Origin of the sequence: Rhodococcus sp. IEGM 1409, assembly GCF_030056735.1 — a bacterium.
GTDB lineage: Bacteria > Actinomycetota > Actinomycetes > Mycobacteriales > Mycobacteriaceae > Rhodococcus_F.
Map to the genome: position 1 here is coordinate 659,351 of NZ_JASHKN010000002.1, position 18,375 is coordinate 677,725.

Sequence of the window (18,375 nt, forward strand, 5' to 3'; positions counted from 1 at the left end):
CTTTCGGGTTCCGGTAGTTGTCAGAGGGCCCCTAGGTCTGCGGACAGCCAGTGCTGCGGATCCATATAGATCGCTACCTGCTCGCCCAATTGTGATCGCGCGAATTCGAGATATCCGTCGACCTTGTCCGGAGTCAGGTAGCGCCGCGAGACTTCGACCAGCATCTCGTCGGTACCCGGAACGATCTTGTCGACGGATCCGCTGACGCTGACGTAACGGATAGTCGGATCGAGCCTTTCGGCCATCAACGAGAAATACCCGGCCGTCTTGATGAGCTGCGCTTTTCGCGAATCTTTGCCGGTGAGAATCCACGGTTTGCCACTGGGTGAGTACAGGTACCAGATCGGGACGGTCAACGGGCCGCGCTCGGGACCGTCCGATACGGACAGTGCCCCGATGTGGGGCTCGGACAGAAACTGTTCACGCTCATTTTCGGAGAGTGCCATTCCTCGAGATTACCGCGACGTTTGACATGGCGTTGTGACTCCGTACACAATCGGTGTGCTCATTATGAACAGGCGTTCGTAATGCGAACATTTCTCGAACTGGACCGATTGATCTGAACAAGTAGCGAACGCCTACAAGCAGTGAATGTCGAGGATCCGATGACCGCACCGCATACGCAGTCGAGTTCAACCACCGGTTCGCGTCGGGTGAGTGCCGCATTGTGGGTAGCACCGTTGTGTTGGATCGCTGTACTCTTGGACGGATTCGACCTGGTCGTACTCGGCGCGGTGATTCCTTCGCTTCTCGACTACGACGCGTGGGGATTGAGCACAGGCACGATCACGATGATCTCGACCTTCGGGCTCATCGGTATGACCATCGGCGCCCTCGTCATCGGCACTCTCACCGACGTCATCGGTCGACGCCACGCGCTGCTGTACGCCGTTGCCGCATTCTCGATTCTCACTCTGTTGTGCGCAATTGCGCCTAACCCCTTCATCTTCGGTCTGCTGCGCTTCCTTGCCGGTGTGGGACTGGGTGGCGCCCTGCCGACGGCATTGGCTCTGGTCAACGAATTCTCGAAGAAGCAAGGCGGCGGATCTGCGTCGACCATGCTGATGACCGGCTATCACGTCGGCGCCGTTGCCACCGCCGCACTGGCGCTCGTCGTGATCGAACCTTTCGGTTGGCGAGTGATGTTCGTCGTCGGCGCACTTCCTGCCGTCGTCCTGATTCCACTCATGTTGCGGTATCTGCCGGAATCTCCGTCGTACCTTCTCGCTCACGGAAAGCGTGCCGAAGCCGAGGAAATCGCTGCCCGCTACGGCGTCGAACTCGAGGCGGCGCCTACATCCGAAGCTGGTCGTGTAGAAGCCGCCAATCCCGTTCGCGCACTGTTCTCTTCGAAGTTCCTGCGTAACAGCATCGCCATCTGGATCACCAGTTTCATGGGCTTGCTGCTCGTCTACGGATTGAACACGTGGCTTCCGACGATCATGCGTGAGGCCGGTTACAACCTCGGAGCGTCGTTGAAGTTTCTTCTGATCCTCAATGCCGGAGCTGTCGTCGGACTCTTGATCGCCGGGGGTGTCGCGAACAAGATCGGCCCTCGTACCGCCGCCATCGTGTGGTTCGCCGGAGCGGCATTGTTCCTGGCACTTCTGAGTGTGAAGGTGTCGTTCGGAATCTACGTGATGGTCTTTCTCGCCGGATGCTTCGTGTTCAGTGCACAGGTATTGGTCTATGCCTTCACCAGCGCCAATCATCCTCCTCAAATTCGCGCGACAGCGCTCGGATGGTCGGCCGGTGTCGGCTGGGTCGGTGCGATCTGTGGCCCGATTCTGGGTGGGGTTCTCCTGGGTGCGGGTTACGCCGTGCCGTGGGGCTTCTACGCTTTCGCGCTTGTCGGACTGCTCGGTGCAATTTCGATCTCCTGCACACGCACGATGGCGAAATAATCATGACGCGAACGCGACAGAATTCGACATCTATTCGGGTCACAACCTGAAATATCAGTTTCACAGGGTTCCGCGCTCCTGCTATCGTAAAACATGAATGTGAAGAGTAGCGCTATCGTCGCGCCGCAGACACTGCTACCGACGGCATCGTCTCGATCCGGTTTGTGGTGGGGCTTGCTCGGCGTGCTGGCGTTCTCGTTCACCGTTCCGCTCACGAGGGTCGCCGTCGTGGATCTCGACCCCTTGTTCGTCGGTGCAGGCCGCGCCGTCGTTGCCGGAGTCCTTGCGATTGTGATGCTTTCGGTAACTCGCGCGACGCTTCCGACGCTTCGGCAATGGTTGCGCATCGCACTCGTGACCGTTGGTGCGGTTCTGGGGTTTTCACTGTTCACCACGTTTGCGTTGCAGACATCGCCGGCAAGTCACGCGGCGGTGGTGATCGGTCTACTCCCCGCGGCTACCGCGGTATTTGCCGTCGTTCGAGGAAAAGAGCGCCCCAGTCCGGGATTCTGGTGGGCAAGTACCGCCGGTGCGGTGTCCGTCGTAGGGTTCGTGGCCGTCGCAAACGGTGGACTCGGCTCGTTCCATCTCGCTGACCTTCTTCTGTTCGCCGCGGTTGTCTGTGCAGCGCTGGCATATTCGGAAGGTGCGTTGCTGGCTCGCGAGATCGGGTCGTGGCAGACGATTGCCTGGGCATTGATTCTCGGACTGCCGGTCACCATTGCGTTGACGGTGGCGTCCATGGCACAGGCTCCGGTCTCTGCCGAAATGAACTCGTGGCTTTCGTTTGCCTACCTGGGATGCGTGAGTATGTTTCTCGGGTTCTTTCCCTGGTACCGGGGTCTGGCGATCGGTCCCATTTCCACAGTGAGCCAAACACAGTTGGTTCAACCGGTACTCAGCATCGCGTGGTCGGCGCTGATACTCGGTGAGGCGTTGTCACCCTCGATCATGGCCGGTGGCGTCGTCGTGATCGTGTGCGCCTGGCTTGCTTTGAAGGCCCGAGTGGCAGCGCCGCGTGCTGTGTCGGCACGCGACGCGCCTACTGCTACAGATGACTCAGAAAAGGGGCCCGCCACCGAAGGCACTGCGATGTGACGCCGGTTGTTTCCCGTTGGCGTCGGTGATCCCGTATTCGACAGCTGTCTCCGCGGTGATCAGTGTGTGACCGCTGCGCGCGTTCACGTCCGGATCGTTGGCCAATGCGGTGATGACCTGACCGACGAATTCGGGGGTTTCGGCTTCGGCCAGCGAGAAGCCTTCGAAGCTCTCGATCCCGCTCGCCTCCATGCGTTCGTTGCGGATCAACCCGAGCCAGAAGGACAGCGCGGTGACGCCGGTTCCCTTCAATTCGACAGCCATGTCCGCAGCCATCTTGTCCAATCCTGCCTTCGACATGCCGTACAGCACCGAGTGCAGGTACCCGCGGGTCCCGAATGACGAGATGTTGCCGATCACTCCGCTGCCCCGGGGAACCATCAACTTGGCCGCTTCCACCGAAGCAACGTAGTGGGCGCGTAGTCCGATCCCGATCAGCGAATCCCAATCGTCGATCGGCCTCTTCCAGAACGGATCAGCGAAGCCTGCATAGCCGGCCGGGTTGGCCCAGACGTTGTTGACCAGGAGATCGAGGCGCCCGGACTGTTCGTCGGCGATACGTGCAAACAAATCGACGATCTGCTGATCGTCGCTGTGATCGCACTGCACGGCAATGCCGTGACCACCGCGCTCGGTGATCTCGGCTGCGGTGCGATCGAGCGGGCCGTCGGCGCCGACGGTTCCTCGCGCCGTCACGTACACCGTCCATCCGTTGCTTCCCAGTGCGAGTGCAATGCCCTTCCCGACGCTCCGGCTCGCACCGGTTACGAGCGCAACTTTTTCGTTCGTCGACGTGGTCATCGTGGCCCACCCAACGAACCCTCGGCGATATCAGCGTCCGGCGACAGGGGAGTGGTGATCGACCACGTCTCCGTGAAGTGGCATTGACTCATTTTCCACACACCGTCCTCGATCACGTATTTGTCGTCGTATTCGCCGGTCATCAACTTCTCGGTGCGTCCGACGGTGTCGACCTGGCGGAACTGCAGGGTCCATCGACCTACCGCGGAGGTCTCCGAGGTCAGTGCGATATCGGGATGCAATCCGTGATGCATGTCGAGGACCGCGTACCGGCCGTCGACCTTACGGAGAGCGATCTTCTCGAAGATTTCCGCCATCGGCCCCGCGTCGTCGAACGCGCCGAGGCGGCCGTAGTCGATCGACGCTCCGGAACGGATGAAGCTGTTGCGGAACTGAACTGGATCCTTGGCGTCACATGCTCGCCAGTAGCCGTGCTTGAGCTTCTTGATTTCCTCGACCTGTTCGAGCGCGTCGAGGCGTTGTGCGAGATCCAACGTCGGTCCTTTTCGTCTGGGTTTCCCGGAGACATGTCGGATCGACTGTAGGGTGTCCTCAGTCACATGTGTGTAGTTTTTCCCAGTGACCGGTCAGGAAACGGTGTCGGTCTCGTGCAGGGACTCGTCGCCGGTGAGCGTGATCGCAGCGGAATCGCTGAATACGCTGCCCCAGAGCTCGCCGAGGGCTGGATCTTCTTCGGCGTGTTCGGGCGCCATCATCGCGAGCAGATTGTTGATCAGCATCCCGTTCGCGATGAAGGAACGCGCTTGCTCGGGCGTGCAGCCGGTGCGCTCACGCAGCAAGGTGTAGATCCCGGACATAGCGGTCCGGGACACCGCGGCGACGTCATCGGTGCTGGTGGCGAAGCCGTGCAACATGACAAGCAGTAGATCTCGGTCGAGCACCAGCTCGCCGTAGGCGGATCCGAGCTCGGCCCAGAACTGCGGATTGCTCGGATCGATCGTGACGGTGTCCAATTTGTCGTTGAAGGTGCGCACGATTTCGTCGAGCGCGCGCGTGAACACCGCGTGGAACAGATCTGCCTTGGTTCCGAACATGCGCACGACGTAGGGCTGCGAGACACCGGCTTCCTTGGCGACGGCGTCCGTACTGGTGCCGGAGTAGCCACCCTTTGCGAATGCTCGCGTTGCCGCGGCAAGGACGAGCGCGCGACGTTCCGGTGCGCTCATCCTGCGGGTACGTGGTTCAGCTGCACCGATCGACATGTTGACACGTTATCACCGGATAGCTTAGTTTCGACTTAAGTAATCATTCGATGCCTTAAGGCACCTTCACTCGAGGAATCACGATGACCGTTTTGACGAAGTCCGGATCGGACGCCGCATCCGGGTCGGAAGACAGTGGAGGGCGTAAGGTTTCGATCGCGATAGCGATGGTTGCTGCTTCTCTGCCGATGTTCATGGCCACCCTCGACAACCTCGTGATGACGAGCGCGCTGCCGGTGATCGAGAAGGAACTGAATGCGTCCGTCGGGCAACTCCAGTGGTTCATGAACGCGTACACGCTCTGCTTTGCCACTCTGATGCTTTCGGCGACAACACTCGGCGATCGGTGGGGGCGCCGCCGGATGTTCGTGTTCGGGATCGGGCTGTTCACGGCGGCGTCGATTGCCTCGGCGTTGTCGACGACGCCAAGCCTGCTGATCGCGGCCCGAGCCTTTCAGGGCGCCGGCGCTGCCGCGATCATGCCGCTCTCGCTCACTCTCCTCGTGGCAGCGGTACCGGAAGCCAAGCGCGCCATGGCAATCGGCGTGTGGGGCGGCGTCTCCGGATTGGGAATCGCGATGGGTCCGGTTGTCGGTGGAGCAGTAGTCGACGGGTTCTCGTGGCAGGGCATCTTCTGGATCAACGTGCCGGTTGCGATCGTCGCTGTTCCTCTCGCGTTGTACGCGCTGCGTGAATCGACCGGTCGCACACAGCCTCTCGATCTTCCCGGTGTCGCGCTCGCCGGGCTCGGCGTGTTTCTGGCGGTATGGGGAATCGTTCATGGCAACGACGAGGGCTGGGGATCCTTCGGCGTGGTGGCGTCGCTGGTGGGTTCCGCAGTTGCCTTGGCACTGTTCGTTCTTCGTGAGATGAAGACGTCGCATCCGGTGATGCCCCTACGTCTGTTCCGCTCCCGTAGCTTCTCTATGGCGAACGTCATCGGCTTGACCTTCTCGATCGGTATTTTCGGAGCGGTGTTCCTGCTGTCGCAGTACCTCCAGATCGTGATGGGCTACAGCCCGTTCCAAGCAGGCCTGCGGACGCTTCCGTGGACGGCAGCACCGATGATCTTCGCGCCTCTCGCCGGTTTTCTGGCGCCGAAGGTCGGGCTCCGCTCGCTCTTGCTGACCGGATTGTTGCTCCAGGCCGGAGCACTGTTCTGGTTGGCCGCGTTGATCGGTCCGGACGTGACGTACGGGTCGCTGGTTCCGGCGCTGCTGATGGCCGGCATCGGTATGGGCTTGACCTTCGCGCCGAGTTCGACCGCTGTACTCGTCGACATGGACGAACCCGATCACGGAACGGCCAGTTCGACGAATTCCACGCTTCGTGAGATCGGTGTTGCTCTGGGAATCGCGGTCCTCACCGCAGTCTTCCTCGCCGCTGGTGGCGCGCTCACTCCGCTGGGCTACGGCGATGCACTCACACCCGCTCTGCGCGTCGGCGGTTGCTTCGTGTTGGTCGCGGTAGTCGCGGCGTGGTTCGTGCCCTCGCATAACAAGGCCTGAACAACTGCTGTGCGCCTTTATCAACCCCCGGCGGTTAATAGGCGCACAGCAGTTACGTAGTCGGGTCCCCCGGAAACGCTGAGGTGGCCGGAGCAGTTCCCAGTGCGGACCGCCATCCGGCGCCACGGATTGCCGCATCGGTGAGGCCGTCGATTCCGAACGTGCGGAGTTGGTCGGTGTCGACCTGTTCGACAAATGCCCGGTAGGTCACGGCTGTGTCGGATTCGATCTGTGCAGCCAGTTGCGCCGCGGTCACAGCATCCGTCACCGTGAACGGAATCTCGTAGGCCGCCGCGGCTGTCGGCGGAGTCTCGCCGGCTTCGGTCGAGAGTGCAACGAGAGCATCGCGTCGAGCGCGGTGCGCAGCTGTATGCGTGGCAACTTCATTGACGCGGGCAGGGTTCGAAAATGCGGCGACTACTCCGTAGGCGAAGATCGCGGCATTCTCGGATTCGATGGCGGTCAGCAAGGCAGAGCTCTCGGATCGACGGGTGTGCGAAGTGATCACGGAAGCAACACCGTGACCTGGGTTGAACACGACGCGCTGATCGAGCCGAGCAAGCCTGCGCGATAGCCGGACATCGTCCGCGCCAGGTCTGCGGCACTGCGCGCCGAATCGGCCAGCGAGGTACTCAACGTGTCGACGGCCGTAGGAGCGTTCGCGGCCGAGGTTGACGGGGGCGCAGTGGTCGTAGCGGCGCCGCCCGCTGCACGCACGATCTCGGCGTCGAGTTCGAGTGCATGCGCTGTTCGTTCGGCGCTGATCGTCGTGAGTGAGGCCGACTTGTCCGGTGCAAGAGCGATTGCGGCGGTTGCGGCTGCCGCGTCGGAACGGGCTCGCTCGGCCTGGGCCGTCAGCTGGTCGACTTCAGCAGCCGCCTCCGCTGTGCCGTTGTCGGTGCAGGCGGACAAGGTGAAGGTTGCAGCGCCCAACGCTGCTGCGGTTCCCGTCATCTTGATCGCACTCCGCCGGGAGAGTGGGGTAGTGGTCATGGGCGTCAGCACCAGTCCATCGTGCCAGGTGGTCGGCCGATCGTTCGAATCCGCGGGTCGTGTTCAACTGTGACGTGCGTCGGGCACTCTGGTCACGGAGACGCGCAATGAGCGGTACTCTTGGATGCTTGCGGCATGTGGCACCTGGTGTCTTTTCATGCTCGCAGCTGCCCACGTCGACAGTCGACACAAGTCGGACAATCGACGACAACTGAAATGAGGAGTTCGCGAGATGCCGGTGCCATCCAGGGAGAGGGTGATCGAGCTGATCTCCGAACTCGTGCACGCCCAGGGTTACGACGTCGAAGACGTTGTCGTGACCAATGCGGGCAAGCACAGCGCGGTGCGCATCATGGTCGACAGCGATGCCGGGATCGAACTCGATGCCGCCGCAGAGATCAGCAGACTCGTTTCAGAACTCTTCGACAGTCTCGAGGAAATCGGTGAAACGCCGTACACCCTCGAGGTGACCTCGCCGGGAATCGATCGTCCGCTGACGCTCGAGCGTCACTGGCGTCGAGCCCGGGGACGTAAAGCGCGCATCGATCTGGCCGGCGAGACCGTGGTGGGCCGTATCGGAACGGTGAACGACGATTCGGTTGCGGTTGTCATCGGTGGGCGCGGCGGACTGACCGTGCGAGAGATTTCCCTGGCCGACGTACAGAAAGCAGTCGTTCAGGTGGAGTTCTCGAAGCCCAGTGAGGCGGAGTTGGAACTCGCGGGCGGCATCCCGGAAGGGCGCGCAGTCCCGTCGGATGCGATTGATGTCGGTGTCGACAGCACTGAAGACGACGAAGCAGAATTAGAAGACGTAGAAAACGAAGAAGGGTTCGACAAGTGAATATCGACATTGCAGCGTTGCGAGCGATCGAAGCCGAAAAGGGTGTCTCGATCGAAACTGTGATCGCCACGATCCAGACCGCGCTGCTGACGGCGTACCGCCACACCGAGGGGCACAAGCAGAACGCTCGGATCGACGTCAACATCAAGACCGGTTCCGTGCGAGTGATGGCGCACGACACGGATGCAGACGGCAACATGATCGGCGAGGAGTGGGACGACACTCCTGAAGGATTCGGCCGGATTGCGGCGACAACCGCACGCCAGGTCATCCTGCAGCGCCTGCGCGACGCCGAGCACGAGCGCAGTTTCGGGGAGTTCTCCACCCATGAGGGCGAGATCGTCGGCGGTGTCATTCAGCGCGACACGCGAGCGAACTCTCGTGGAATGGTCGTCGTTCGCATCGGCAGCGAATCCAATGGCGCCGAAGGATTGTTGCCGCCGGCAGAACAGGTTCCGGGCGAGAATTACGAGCACGGTGAGCGCATCAAGTGCTATGTCGTCGGAGTTGCTCGCGGCGCTCGCGGCCCGCAGATCACCCTGTCGCGGACCCATCCGAACCTGGTACGTAAATTGTTCGCCCTCGAGGTTCCGGAGATCGCGGACGGCAGCGTCGAGATCATCAACGTCGCGCGTGAAGCGGGACACCGTTCCAAGATCGCCGTAGCTTCACGCGTGCAGGGACTCAATGCGAAGGGCGCTTGCATCGGCCCGATGGGTCAGCGCGTCCGCAACGTCATGAGTGAACTCGCGGGGGAGAAGATCGACATCATCGACTTCGACGAAGATCCGGCGACCTTTGTCGGCAACGCACTTTCCCCGTCGAAAGTGGTCTCCGTCACTGTCGTCGATCCCGAAGCTCGTGCGGCCCGTGTCATCGTGCCCGATTTCCAGCTTTCGCTGGCCATCGGAAAGGAGGGCCAAAATGCCCGCCTGGCTGCGCGGTTGACGGGTTGGCGTATCGACATTCGTAGCGATGCGGCACCCGCTGGAGATGCGTCCGAGCGGCCCGCCACCTCCAACGGATAACGGTGGAATGCAGTGATCGAGACGGTTCGGCGGTAGAGTGGACAATGGTTCGACGTGAGTCCTCGGATTCTGCGCGCGTGAAACCCGGTTCGCCGGTCAGAACGTGTGTGGGGTGCAGGGAACAAGGGTCGGCTGTCGATCTGTTGAGGGTCGTGGTTGGTGAGCAGGGGCCGGAGGGTTCCCCGCTGATCCCCGACGTATCGCGAAGACTCCCCGGTCGAGGTGCATGGCTGCACCTGGATCCGAGTTGTCTGAGCCTGGCAGAGCGGCGCCGAGCATTCAGCAGAGCACTGCGAGTGTCCGGGAATCTGGACACGTCCGCTGTCGACCATCTGGTCGACGCAGTTCACACAAAAGCAGTACCTCTCGAGAAGAACAGGCACAAGCACTCATGAGCACACCGTGAAGCACCAACGATGAACGTCCATCGGCGATAACCCGAGGTCGTGTGGGACCCACATCTGTGGGATGCCTCCTGCTCGACCTCATCAGTGAGGAGAGCAGTGGCAGGCAAGGCCCGCGTGCACGAGTTGGCTAAAGAACTCGGTGTCACCAGCAAGGAACTACTCGCAACGCTCAAAGAGCAAGGCGAGTTCGTGAAGTCTGCGTCATCCACAGTGGAGGCGCCCGTCGCCCGTCGTCTGCGGGAGTCATTCCCGTCGGCAGGCGGCGCAGAAACCAAGACCGAGACCGGCGCATCCGCTCCGGCCCGCCCCGCGGCAAAGCCCGGTGCACCGTCGCCGTCAGCTGCAAAGCCCGGCGCCCCGCGTCCCGGCCCCAAGCCGGCCGCACCCGCACCGGCCGCACCCGCACCGGCCGCTCCCGCAGCACCGACACCGGCAGTCCCCGCGGCTCCCGCAGCCGCTGCTCCGGCAGCACCGTCTGCGCCGGTCCCCACCCCGACGTTCAACGCTCCGAAGCCAGCACAGCCGGCACGCCCGGCTCCGGCTGCTCCCGCAGCGTCGGCACCGGCAGCCCCTGCGGCTCCGGCCGCACCGTCCACCGGCGCAAAGCCCGGTGGACCGCGTCCGGGACCGAAGGCACCTCGCGTCGGTAACAACCCGTACTCCTCGGCTCCCGCCGAGCGTCCGGCACCTCGTCCGGCTCCCGGCGCACCGCGTCCGGGTGCAGGCCAGGGCGGTTCTCGTCCGGCTCCGGGTCAGGGCGGTTCTCGTCCGGCTCCCGGCCAGGGTGGACCTCGTCCGGCTCCGGGTCAGGGCGGTCCTCGTCCGGCTCCCGGCCAGGGTGGACCTCGTCCGCCCGCAGGTCAGGGCGGACCCCGTCCCAGCCCCGGCTCCATGCCTCCTCGCCCGAACCCGGGTGCAATGCCTGCTCGTTCCGCTCGTCCCGCGCCCGGTGGCGGCGGACGTCCGGGTCGTCCCGGTGGCGCTCCCGGTGGTCGTCCGGGTGGCGGCGGCGGTGGATACCGCGGCGGCGGCGCTCCCGGCGCCGGTGCCGGTGCAGGTGCTCCCGGTGGAGCAGCTCCGGCCGGTGGATTCCGCGGTCGTCCCGGCGGCGGTGGCCGTCCCGGTCAGCGCGGCGCAGCGGCAGGTGCATTCGGTCGTCCCGGTGGAGCAGTTCGCCGTGGACGTAAGTCGAAGCGGGCGAAGCGCGCTGAGTACGAAAGCATGCAGGCTCCCGCAGTCGGCGGCGTCAGGCTGCCACGCGGCAACGGTGAGACCATCCGTCTCGCTCGCGGCGCATCGCTGTCGGACTTCGCGGACAAGATCGATGCGAACCCCGCAGCACTCGTGCAGGCGTTGTTCAACCTCGGTGAGATGGTCACGGCAACTCAGTCGGTCAACGACGAGACGCTGGAGCTGCTCGGCGGCGAAATGAACTACGTTGTGCAGGTCGTCAGCCCGGAGGACGAGGATCGCGAGCTGCTCGACAGCTTCGACCTCACCTACGGCGAGGACGCCGGCGGAGAAGAGGACCTCGAGTCCCGTCCGCCTGTGGTCACCGTCATGGGCCACGTCGACCACGGTAAGACCCGTCTGCTCGACGTGATCCGTAAGGCGAATGTCCGTGAGGGCGAAGCCGGCGGCATCACGCAGCACATCGGTGCCTACCAGGTGCTGACCGAGCTCGAGGGCAACGAGCGTCTCGTGACGTTCATCGACACCCCGGGTCACGAGGCCTTCACGGCCATGCGTGCTCGTGGTGCCAAGGCCACCGACCTCGCGATCCTTGTTGTCGCAGCCGACGACGGCGTCATGCCGCAGACGGTGGAAGCGATCAACCACGCCCAGGCGGCCGACGTGCCGATCGTGGTCGCGGTGAACAAGATCGACAAGGAAGGCGCGAACCCGGACAAGATCCGGCAGCAGCTCACCGAGTACGGACTGGTGGCCGAGGAATATGGCGGAGACACCATGTTCGTCGACATCTCGGCGAAGCAGGGCCTCAACATCGACGCACTGCTCGAAGCAGTGCTGTTGACGGCCGACGCTTCCCTGGATCTGCGCGCCAACCCGGACATGGACGCTCAGGGTGTTGCCATCGAGGCGCACCTCGACCGTGGCCGCGGCCCCGTCGCTACCGTGCTCATCCAGCGCGGAACGCTGCGGGTCGGCGACTCGATCGTTGCCGGCGATGCTTACGGCCGCGTCCGCCGCATGGTGGACGAGCACGGTCAGGACGTCCACGAGGCACTGCCTTCACGTCCGGTCCAGGTCATCGGCTTCACGTCGGTCCCCGGTGCAGGCGACAACCTGCTCGTGGTCGACGAGGACCGTATCGCTCGCCAGATCGCAGACCGTCGCAACGCACGTAAGCGCAACGCGCTTGCAGCGAAGAGTCGTAAGCGCATCAGCCTCGACGATCTCGATGCAGCTTTGAAGGAACATTCACAGCTGAACTTGATCCTCAAGGGTGACAACTCGGGAACCGTGGAGGCCCTCGAAGAGGCTCTCCTCGGAATTCCGATCGACGACGAGGTGCAGTTGCGCGTCATCGACCGCGGTGTCGGTGGCATCACGGAGACCAACGTCAACCTGGCTGCTGCGTCCAACGCGATCATCATCGGCTTCAACGTCCGCGCCGAAGGCAAGGCAACGGAGCTGGCGAACCGCGAGGGCGTCGACATTCGCTACTACTCGGTGATCTACCAGGCCATCGACGAGGTCGAGAAGGCACTCAAGGGTCTGCTCAAGCCGGTGTACGAAGAGGTCGAGCTGGGCAAGGCAGAGATTCGCGCCATGTTCCGTTCGTCCAAGATCGGCAACATTGCCGGTTGCTTGGTCACGTCGGGCAGCATCCGTCGCAACGCCAAGGCACGTCTCATCCGCGACAGCAAGGTCGTCGCCGAGACGGTCACCATCTCCTCGCTCAAGCGGGAGAAGGAAGACGCTACCGAGGTTCGCGAAGGCTACGAATGTGGTTTGACCGTCACCTATTCCGATATCAAGATCGGTGACGTTCTCGAGTGCTACGAGCTTCGCGAGAAGCCGCGCGACTGATTATGTCGACACGGGCGTTGGGGCGGACGCACGTGAGTACTAGCTGACATGGACTCTCCCGGACTTGAACATACAAGTCCGGGAGAGTCCATTCGGCTCTGTCTAGGGGGAAAATGTTTGTAGGGGCACTGGAGTTCGACATTCTTTTCGGGGATGTCCACTCACTCAAGGAAAAGCGTTCGATGCTGTCGCCGATCCTGACGGAACTCCGTCGATTCGGCGTGAGTGCAGCGGAGGCGGGGGAGCAAGGACGCCTGCGTCGTGCGCTCGTGGGAGTCGGTGTGGTCAGCCCGTCCGTCGATCACCTGCATGATGTTCTCGATCATTGTGAACGGGCAGTGGCCGAGCGTCCCGAGATTCAGTTGCTGGCAGTGCGAAGGCGAATCTTCGGCCCGGAAGACTGAGCGTCACCGATCGGTGTCAGTGAGCCACGCTTCCAGACGGCGTACCGAATCGAGTTCGTCGGCAAAGGATTCGGCGTCTCCGGGACCAGTGTGACGGCGTCCACCGCGTCGCGCATTTTTCGCGCAATCTCAGCTTCGCCCGGCGCAATGGCGATCTCGGCGCGAGCGGTCAGCGCTTTCACCAGATCCACCGCACCCGCGTCGCAGAATCGACGTAGGCCGATGTCCAAAACCTGAGCGGCAGTGGGATCGTCGTTTTTGAATTCCCGAAGAATACGGGCGTTGTCGACGACTCTGGCCAAGCCTTTCAACGACTTCGATCCGCCGTATTCGAGGTCCTCGGGTTCGTCACGCTGAATGAAGATGATGTTGTTGCCCGAGGGATCGACGACGGTGAACCGACTGTGGCCGGGCCGGGATCGCGCGATTCGCGGAGCGCCCTTGGCAAGGACCTTCCAGTAGTGCGATTCGACACCGCGCCACCGGAACACGAGATACAAAGTAGGGACGCGTCATCTCGTAGGTGACCTGAAATCCGGGTGCCTGCAGGAACTCGAGCGTTCCTGGCACGTCCGAGCACGGGAGAAGGGGGACGGTGGTCTCGGTCGCGGCTACGGAATCGATTTCGGTCACTACTTCATGCCACTACGAAGCGCACGGTAGACGCGCCCGGGTCGATCAAGGTGGATGTGAGCGATTCGCTGGTCAGATTGAGGCCCGCGTTGCCCGACCCGATGTCAATGGAGATCTGGCGGCTCGACTCAGCCCGCAGCGAACCGGATCCGTCAGAGGTGTGCGTCAAGTCGATTGCTCTGGTTCCACCGGTGCGAGTGTCGCGATTCGAATAATTGACGTAGGCGGTGATCGAACACGGGCTGTCGAAAAAGGAAGTCCAGGAGACTGAAATGACTGCAATGCCTGGACGGTCGTGCGGGGTTTGGACGTAGCCCGTGAGTTGTCCGCTGCACGGAAGGGTGTTGTTCTTTCCCAGCGAATATGTCAGTGGAAGCGGTGTGAACTCGCTGTGGTCGGCCGACGCGATTGTCGGCGAGCAAAGTAGTGCAGTCGCAACGAGCCCTCCGGAAATGATCGATGCGGTGATTCTTGATCGCGTCATCGACCGGACGTTACCAACAAAGGGGCGATCGGTCTTTGCTCTCGGCGCGGTAGGCGCGGGTGGGTGGTGATTTGGTTGCCGGGTAGCCGATGGACGAGACTGTTGTCGGTAATAATTCTTGTTAACCAGAACTTTGATCGATCGAGTCACCTCGATTCGAGTGGCCAGGTAGAGGAGACTGACAGTCATGGTAGATCCAGCCCGGGCACGCAAGTTGGCAAAGCGTATCGGAACCATCGTCGCGACGGCGATCGATCACGAGATCAAGGATCCGCGACTCGCATTTGTGACCATCACGGACACCAAGGTCACCAACGATCTGCACGACGCGACCGTGTACTACACGGTCATGGGTGAGAAGGTCGATTCCGCGCCTGATGTAGAAGCCGCAGCTGCAGGTCTCGAGAAGGCCAAGGGTGTTCTGCGCTCGAAGGTCGGTGCCGGAACCGGAGTCCGCTTCACACCGACTCTGACGTTTGTCGCCGATACCGTTCCCGACACCGCACGTCATATGGAAGAACTGCTGGCCCGTGCCAAGGCCGCCGACGACGAGGTCGCCAAGGCGCGTGAGAACGCTCAGCCCGCCGGAGATGCAGATCCGTACAAGGAGCCGCGAGTGGCTGCAGACGAAGACGAGGCGTCGCCAGATGTTCGTGAAGCCGACTGACGCGCACCGAGAATGACGATCACCGCACTTTCGGACGTCGACCCCTGCGAGGCGAAGTTCGCCCAGGTGGCCGAGGTTCTCGAAGCAGCACACACGGTGACAATTCTCTGCCATGTGCAGCCGGATGCGGACACGATCGGTAGCGGACTTGCACTCGGCCTGGTTCTCGAGCGTCGGGGCGTTTCGGTGCAGGTCGCGTTCAGTCGGCCGAAGGCGCTGCCCGAGTCGATGTGTGATTTCCCTGGTGTTCACTTGCTCGTGGCGCCCACCGATGTTCGGGAAAGCGTCGATGTTCTGGTGACCGTGGACGTCGGCAGTGAGGGGCGGCTCGGTGAGTTGGCGAGTCGACTCGCCGGCGCGAATCGCACAATCGTCCTCGATCACCATCGCTCCAATTCCGAATTCGGAACCATCAACGTGGTCGACGAAACCGCGGCTTCGACGACGGCACTCATCGCACGATTCTTCGATGCGTGGGGAGTCGCGATCGATCGCGATCTTGCGCACTGTCTCTATGCCGGACTGGTCACCGATACCGGCTCCTTCCGGTGGGGTGGACCTCTTCCGCACGTGCTCGCGGCGCGTTTGCTGGCGACCGGCATCGACGGCGACGCGATTGCGCGAAAACTGCTCGACACCCATCCGTTCGGGTGGTTGCCGATGCTGGCTTCGGTACTCGGGTCCGCGGTGCTGGTCCCGGAAGCCGTGGACAGCCGTGGGCTGGTGTACGCGGTGATCCGACGCAGTGACGTCGGCGATCTTCGTTCCGAGGAGATCGAGAGCGTCGTCGATATCGTGCGAACCACTTCAGAAGCAGAAGTTGCCGCGGTACTCAAGGAGTCGGTTTCCGGAAGCTGGTCGATCTCGTTGCGTGCAAAGTCGGCGATCGACGTGTCGGCGGTCGCCGAAAGTCTTGGTGGCGGCGGGCATCGACTGTCGGCCGGATATACGTCAACGAGTTCCAGCGACGAGATTGTTGCCGCGCTCGTCGCGGCACTCGGCTGAATCCGCGGCATTGAGCGAATCTGACGCCATCTCGGCGGGATCTTCAGCAGCTGATTTCGACGTCACTGGACGACGAATCTTTTCCCTGGCGTTTCCGGCACTCGGGGTGCTGGCGGCCGAACCCCTCTATCTGTTGTTCGACATCGCCGTGGTCGGCCGACTCGGGGCGCTTCCGTTGGCCGGGTTGGCGGTCGGTGGTCTGATCCTGTCGTTGGTGAGTACGCAGCTGACCTTCTTGTCGTACGGCACGACGGCGCGCGCTGCACGGCTGCACGGAGCGGGCCGCGAGCGCGACGCGGTGGGCGAGGGCGTTCAGGCGACCTGGCTGGCGGCCGCGATCGGCTTGGCCTTGGTAGTGATCGTGCAGGTGATCGCCGGCCCGCTGACTTCGGCGGTGGCCGGGACTCCCGACATCGCCGCGGCTGCGGAAAGTTGGCTTCGGATAGCAGTATTGGGTGTTCCACTCATCCTGGTAGCCCTGGCCGGCAACGGCTGGATGCGCGGGGTTCAGAACACGGTGCGACCGCTTCGATTCGTCCTTGTCGGCCTGGGTATTTCGGCGGTCTTGTGCCCGATTCTCGTGCACGGTTTGCTCGGTGCTCCGCGTATGGAACTCGAAGGGTCGGCTGTCGCGAATCTGGTTGGCCAGAGCGTTTCGGGTGTCCTGTTCGCTTGGGCGCTCTTTCGTGAACCGGTCTCCGCCCGACCGCATTTTGCGATCATGCGGGCGCAGATGCTGATGGGCCGTGACCTGATTCTGCGCAGCCTCGCATTCCAAGCTTGTTTCGTCTCTGCGGCTGCAGTGGCGTCGAGGTTCGGTGCTGCCGTCGTGGGTGCACACCAAGTTGTCCTCCAACTGTGGAACCTGGTTTCGCTCCTTCTCGATTCCTTGGCCATCGCCGCTCAGACGCTCATCGGAGCGGCGCTCGGCGGTGGATTCGCAGCCGCGGCGAAGAAGATGACCTGGCGGATCACCGCATGGTCGACGGTATTTGCCGTGGTGCTCGCGATCTTCTTTGCCGCCGGCCACTCCGTGATCCCCGGACTCTTCACGTCTGACGCCGAGGTGCTCGGTCAGATGTCGATCGCGTGGTGGTTTTTCGTCGCGATCATGCCGGTAGCGGGAATCGTGTTTGCACTCGACGGTGTTCTACTCGGTGCTGGGGACGTGGTGTTTCTGCGCAACGCGACCATGCTCTGCGCAGTTCTCGGGTTTCTGCCCGCGATCTGGCTCTCTCTCGCCTACGACTGGGGGCTGGCCGGAATTTGGGCAGGGCTTACCGTGTTCGTAGTACTTCGGATGGTCGCGGTGTCGTGGCGAGCGTTTTCCGGCAAGTGGGCAGTGACAGGTCCGGCGACGGCGAGGCGCGGAAGTTCAACTGAGGAAGCAGAGGGATCGTGGCAGCAAAGTTGATGGCGGTGAGCGACATTCATGTCGGTCACAACGGCAACAAGCCGATGACGGAAGAACTGTATCCGGATTCGCCTGACGACTGGCTCATCCTCGCCGGTGACGTCTCGGAGAAGACGGACGACATCCGGTGGGCTTTGAAGCTCCTGCGAAGCAGATTCGCAAAAGTCATCTGGATTCCCGGGAACCATGAACTGTGGACCACCGCCAAGGATCCAGTTCAGATTCACGGAGCACCGCGGTACGAGTACCTGGTGAACATGTGCCGCGAACTCGACGTCGTTACACCCGAGGACCCGTTCCCGGTGTGGGAGGGAAATGAAGGCCCCGTCACGGTTGTCCCGATGTTCCTTCTCTACGACTACTCGTTCCTGCCCGCCGGTGCGCGGGACAAGGAACACGGGCTCGAGATCGCGCGGGACAAAAACGTCGTCGCCACCGACGAGTTCCTACTCTCGCCGCAGCCGTATGCAACGCGCGACGCGTGGTGCCGGGCGAGAATCGAATACACCCAGGCTCGGCTGGACGCGCTCCCCGAAGGCACAAAAACCGTTCTCGTGAACCATTTCCCGATGGTCCGGCAGCCGACGGACGTGCTCATGTATCCGGAGTTCGCATTGTGGTGTGGAACCACTGCGACGGCCGACTGGCACGTGAAGTACAACGCGGTGTGCTCGGTGTACGGACACCTGCACATTCCCCGAACCACGTACTACGACGGCGTCCGCTTCGAGGAAGTCTCACTCGGATATCCGCGTGAATGGCGTCGGCGCGGACTCCCGGAGAAGCTGTTGCGTCAGATTCTTCCCGTGCCGGAGTACCCGCCGGGAACGCTCAACAAGTGGGGTGGCCACTTCAAGGTCACGCCGGAGCAGGAAGCCGAAGTCGAGCGCATGCGCGCGGGACGCTGAGAG

Annotated in this window: 19 protein-coding genes and 1 pseudogene; 12 read left to right on the forward strand and 8 right to left on the reverse strand. The window is 62.5% G+C overall.

The genetic code is table 11. From position 1 onward, the window contains the following. Positions 1-20: 20 nt before the first annotated feature. Positions 21-446: a pyridoxamine 5'-phosphate oxidase family protein gene (locus QM716_RS09090; RefSeq protein WP_283303826.1), complete on the reverse strand. Its 426-nt coding sequence runs from the start codon at positions 444-446 to the stop codon at positions 21-23. Positions 447-605: 159 nt separating this feature from the next. Here QM716_RS09090 and QM716_RS09095 point away from each other — a divergent pair, with 159 nt between their 5' ends. Then, a complete protein-coding gene (locus QM716_RS09095) occupies positions 606-1,904 on the forward strand; it encodes an MFS transporter (protein ID WP_283303827.1) in 1,299 nt (432 codons plus the stop codon). 93 nt (positions 1,905-1,997) lie between these two features. After that, positions 1,998-3,002 (forward strand): DMT family transporter, encoded by a 1,005-nt coding sequence (locus QM716_RS09100; RefSeq protein WP_283303828.1) that lies wholly within the window; start codon positions 1,998-2,000, stop codon positions 3,000-3,002. On the opposite strand, the gene QM716_RS09105 is transcribed toward QM716_RS09100, so the two are convergent. From QM716_RS09105 to QM716_RS09115, 3 genes are all read right to left on the reverse strand, one after another. Further along, entirely contained in the window at positions 2,964-3,803 is an 840-nt protein-coding gene (locus QM716_RS09105) for an SDR family NAD(P)-dependent oxidoreductase (protein ID WP_283303829.1), read from the reverse strand. The genes QM716_RS09100 and QM716_RS09105 overlap by 39 nt on opposite strands. Further along, positions 3,800-4,297, reverse strand: coding sequence for a nuclear transport factor 2 family protein (locus QM716_RS09110; protein WP_283303830.1), 498 nt, complete (start codon positions 4,295-4,297; stop codon positions 3,800-3,802). The genes QM716_RS09105 and QM716_RS09110 overlap by 4 nt, the downstream gene beginning before the upstream one ends. Before the next feature lie 93 nt (positions 4,298-4,390). Further along, a complete protein-coding gene (locus QM716_RS09115) occupies positions 4,391-5,026 on the reverse strand; it encodes a TetR/AcrR family transcriptional regulator (RefSeq protein WP_283303831.1) in 636 nt (211 codons plus the stop codon). 83 nt (positions 5,027-5,109) lie between these two features. Here QM716_RS09115 and QM716_RS09120 point away from each other — a divergent pair, with 83 nt between their 5' ends. Beyond that, positions 5,110-6,534: an MFS transporter gene (locus QM716_RS09120; protein ID WP_283303832.1), complete on the forward strand. Its 1,425-nt coding sequence runs from the start codon at positions 5,110-5,112 to the stop codon at positions 6,532-6,534. Positions 6,535-6,586: 52 nt separating this feature from the next. On the opposite strand, the gene QM716_RS09125 is transcribed toward QM716_RS09120, so the two are convergent. Then, on the reverse strand, positions 6,587-7,042 hold the full coding sequence (locus QM716_RS09125) for a ferritin-like domain-containing protein (RefSeq protein WP_283303833.1): 456 nt from the start codon (positions 7,040-7,042) through the stop codon (positions 6,587-6,589). Beyond that, on the reverse strand, positions 7,039-7,488 hold the full coding sequence (locus tag QM716_RS09130) for a hypothetical protein (RefSeq protein ID WP_283303992.1): 450 nt from the start codon (positions 7,486-7,488) through the stop codon (positions 7,039-7,041). Before QM716_RS09130 ends, QM716_RS09125 begins: the two co-directional genes overlap by 4 nt. A gap of 271 nt (positions 7,489-7,759) precedes the next feature. Here QM716_RS09130 and rimP point away from each other — a divergent pair, with 271 nt between their 5' ends. From rimP to QM716_RS09155, 5 genes are all read left to right on the forward strand, one after another. Continuing rightward, positions 7,760-8,368, forward strand: coding sequence for a ribosome maturation factor RimP (rimP, locus tag QM716_RS09135; RefSeq protein ID WP_283303834.1), 609 nt, complete (start codon positions 7,760-7,762; stop codon positions 8,366-8,368). Further along, the gene (nusA, locus tag QM716_RS09140; RefSeq protein WP_283303835.1) at positions 8,365-9,396 is read left to right on the forward strand and encodes a transcription termination factor NusA; all 1,032 of its coding nucleotides are present in this window, start codon (positions 8,365-8,367) and stop codon (positions 9,394-9,396) included. Before rimP ends, nusA begins: the two co-directional genes overlap by 4 nt. A gap of 44 nt (positions 9,397-9,440) precedes the next feature. Further along, positions 9,441-9,791: a YlxR family protein gene (locus QM716_RS09145; protein WP_283303836.1), complete on the forward strand. Its 351-nt coding sequence runs from the start codon at positions 9,441-9,443 to the stop codon at positions 9,789-9,791. A gap of 108 nt (positions 9,792-9,899) precedes the next feature. After that, entirely contained in the window at positions 9,900-12,857 is a 2,958-nt protein-coding gene (infB, locus tag QM716_RS09150) for a translation initiation factor IF-2 (RefSeq protein ID WP_283303837.1), read from the forward strand. 113 nt (positions 12,858-12,970) lie between these two features. Continuing rightward, positions 12,971-13,261 (forward strand): DUF503 domain-containing protein, encoded by a 291-nt coding sequence (locus QM716_RS09155; RefSeq protein WP_283303838.1) that lies wholly within the window; start codon positions 12,971-12,973, stop codon positions 13,259-13,261. On the opposite strand, the pseudogene QM716_RS09160 reads toward QM716_RS09155, so the two are convergent. Both QM716_RS09160 and QM716_RS09165 read right to left on the reverse strand, forming a co-directional pair. Then, a pseudogene (locus QM716_RS09160) lies at positions 13,216-13,894 on the reverse strand (DUF8817 family protein). The gene QM716_RS09155 and the pseudogene QM716_RS09160 overlap by 46 nt on opposite strands. A gap of 4 nt (positions 13,895-13,898) precedes the next feature. Continuing rightward, positions 13,899-14,378: a hypothetical protein gene (locus QM716_RS09165; RefSeq protein WP_283303840.1), complete on the reverse strand. Its 480-nt coding sequence runs from the start codon at positions 14,376-14,378 to the stop codon at positions 13,899-13,901. 187 nt (positions 14,379-14,565) lie between these two features. On the opposite strand from QM716_RS09165, the gene rbfA reads away from it, so the two are divergent. From rbfA to QM716_RS09185, 4 genes are read left to right on the forward strand one after another with little or no spacing between them, the layout of a single operon-like run. Continuing rightward, positions 14,566-15,045 (forward strand): 30S ribosome-binding factor RbfA, encoded by a 480-nt coding sequence (rbfA, locus tag QM716_RS09170; RefSeq protein WP_283303841.1) that lies wholly within the window; start codon positions 14,566-14,568, stop codon positions 15,043-15,045. Between the two features lie 12 nt (positions 15,046-15,057). Beyond that, positions 15,058-16,050, forward strand: coding sequence for a DHH family phosphoesterase (locus tag QM716_RS09175; protein ID WP_283303842.1), 993 nt, complete (start codon positions 15,058-15,060; stop codon positions 16,048-16,050). Positions 16,051-16,060: 10 nt separating this feature from the next. Beyond that, positions 16,061-17,464, forward strand: coding sequence for an MATE family efflux transporter (locus tag QM716_RS09180; RefSeq protein WP_502941985.1), 1,404 nt, complete (start codon positions 16,061-16,063; stop codon positions 17,462-17,464). Next, the gene (locus QM716_RS09185; protein WP_283303843.1) at positions 17,449-18,372 is read left to right on the forward strand and encodes a metallophosphoesterase family protein; all 924 of its coding nucleotides are present in this window, start codon (positions 17,449-17,451) and stop codon (positions 18,370-18,372) included. The genes QM716_RS09180 and QM716_RS09185 overlap by 16 nt, the downstream gene beginning before the upstream one ends. The last annotated feature ends 3 nt before the right edge of the window (positions 18,373-18,375 follow it).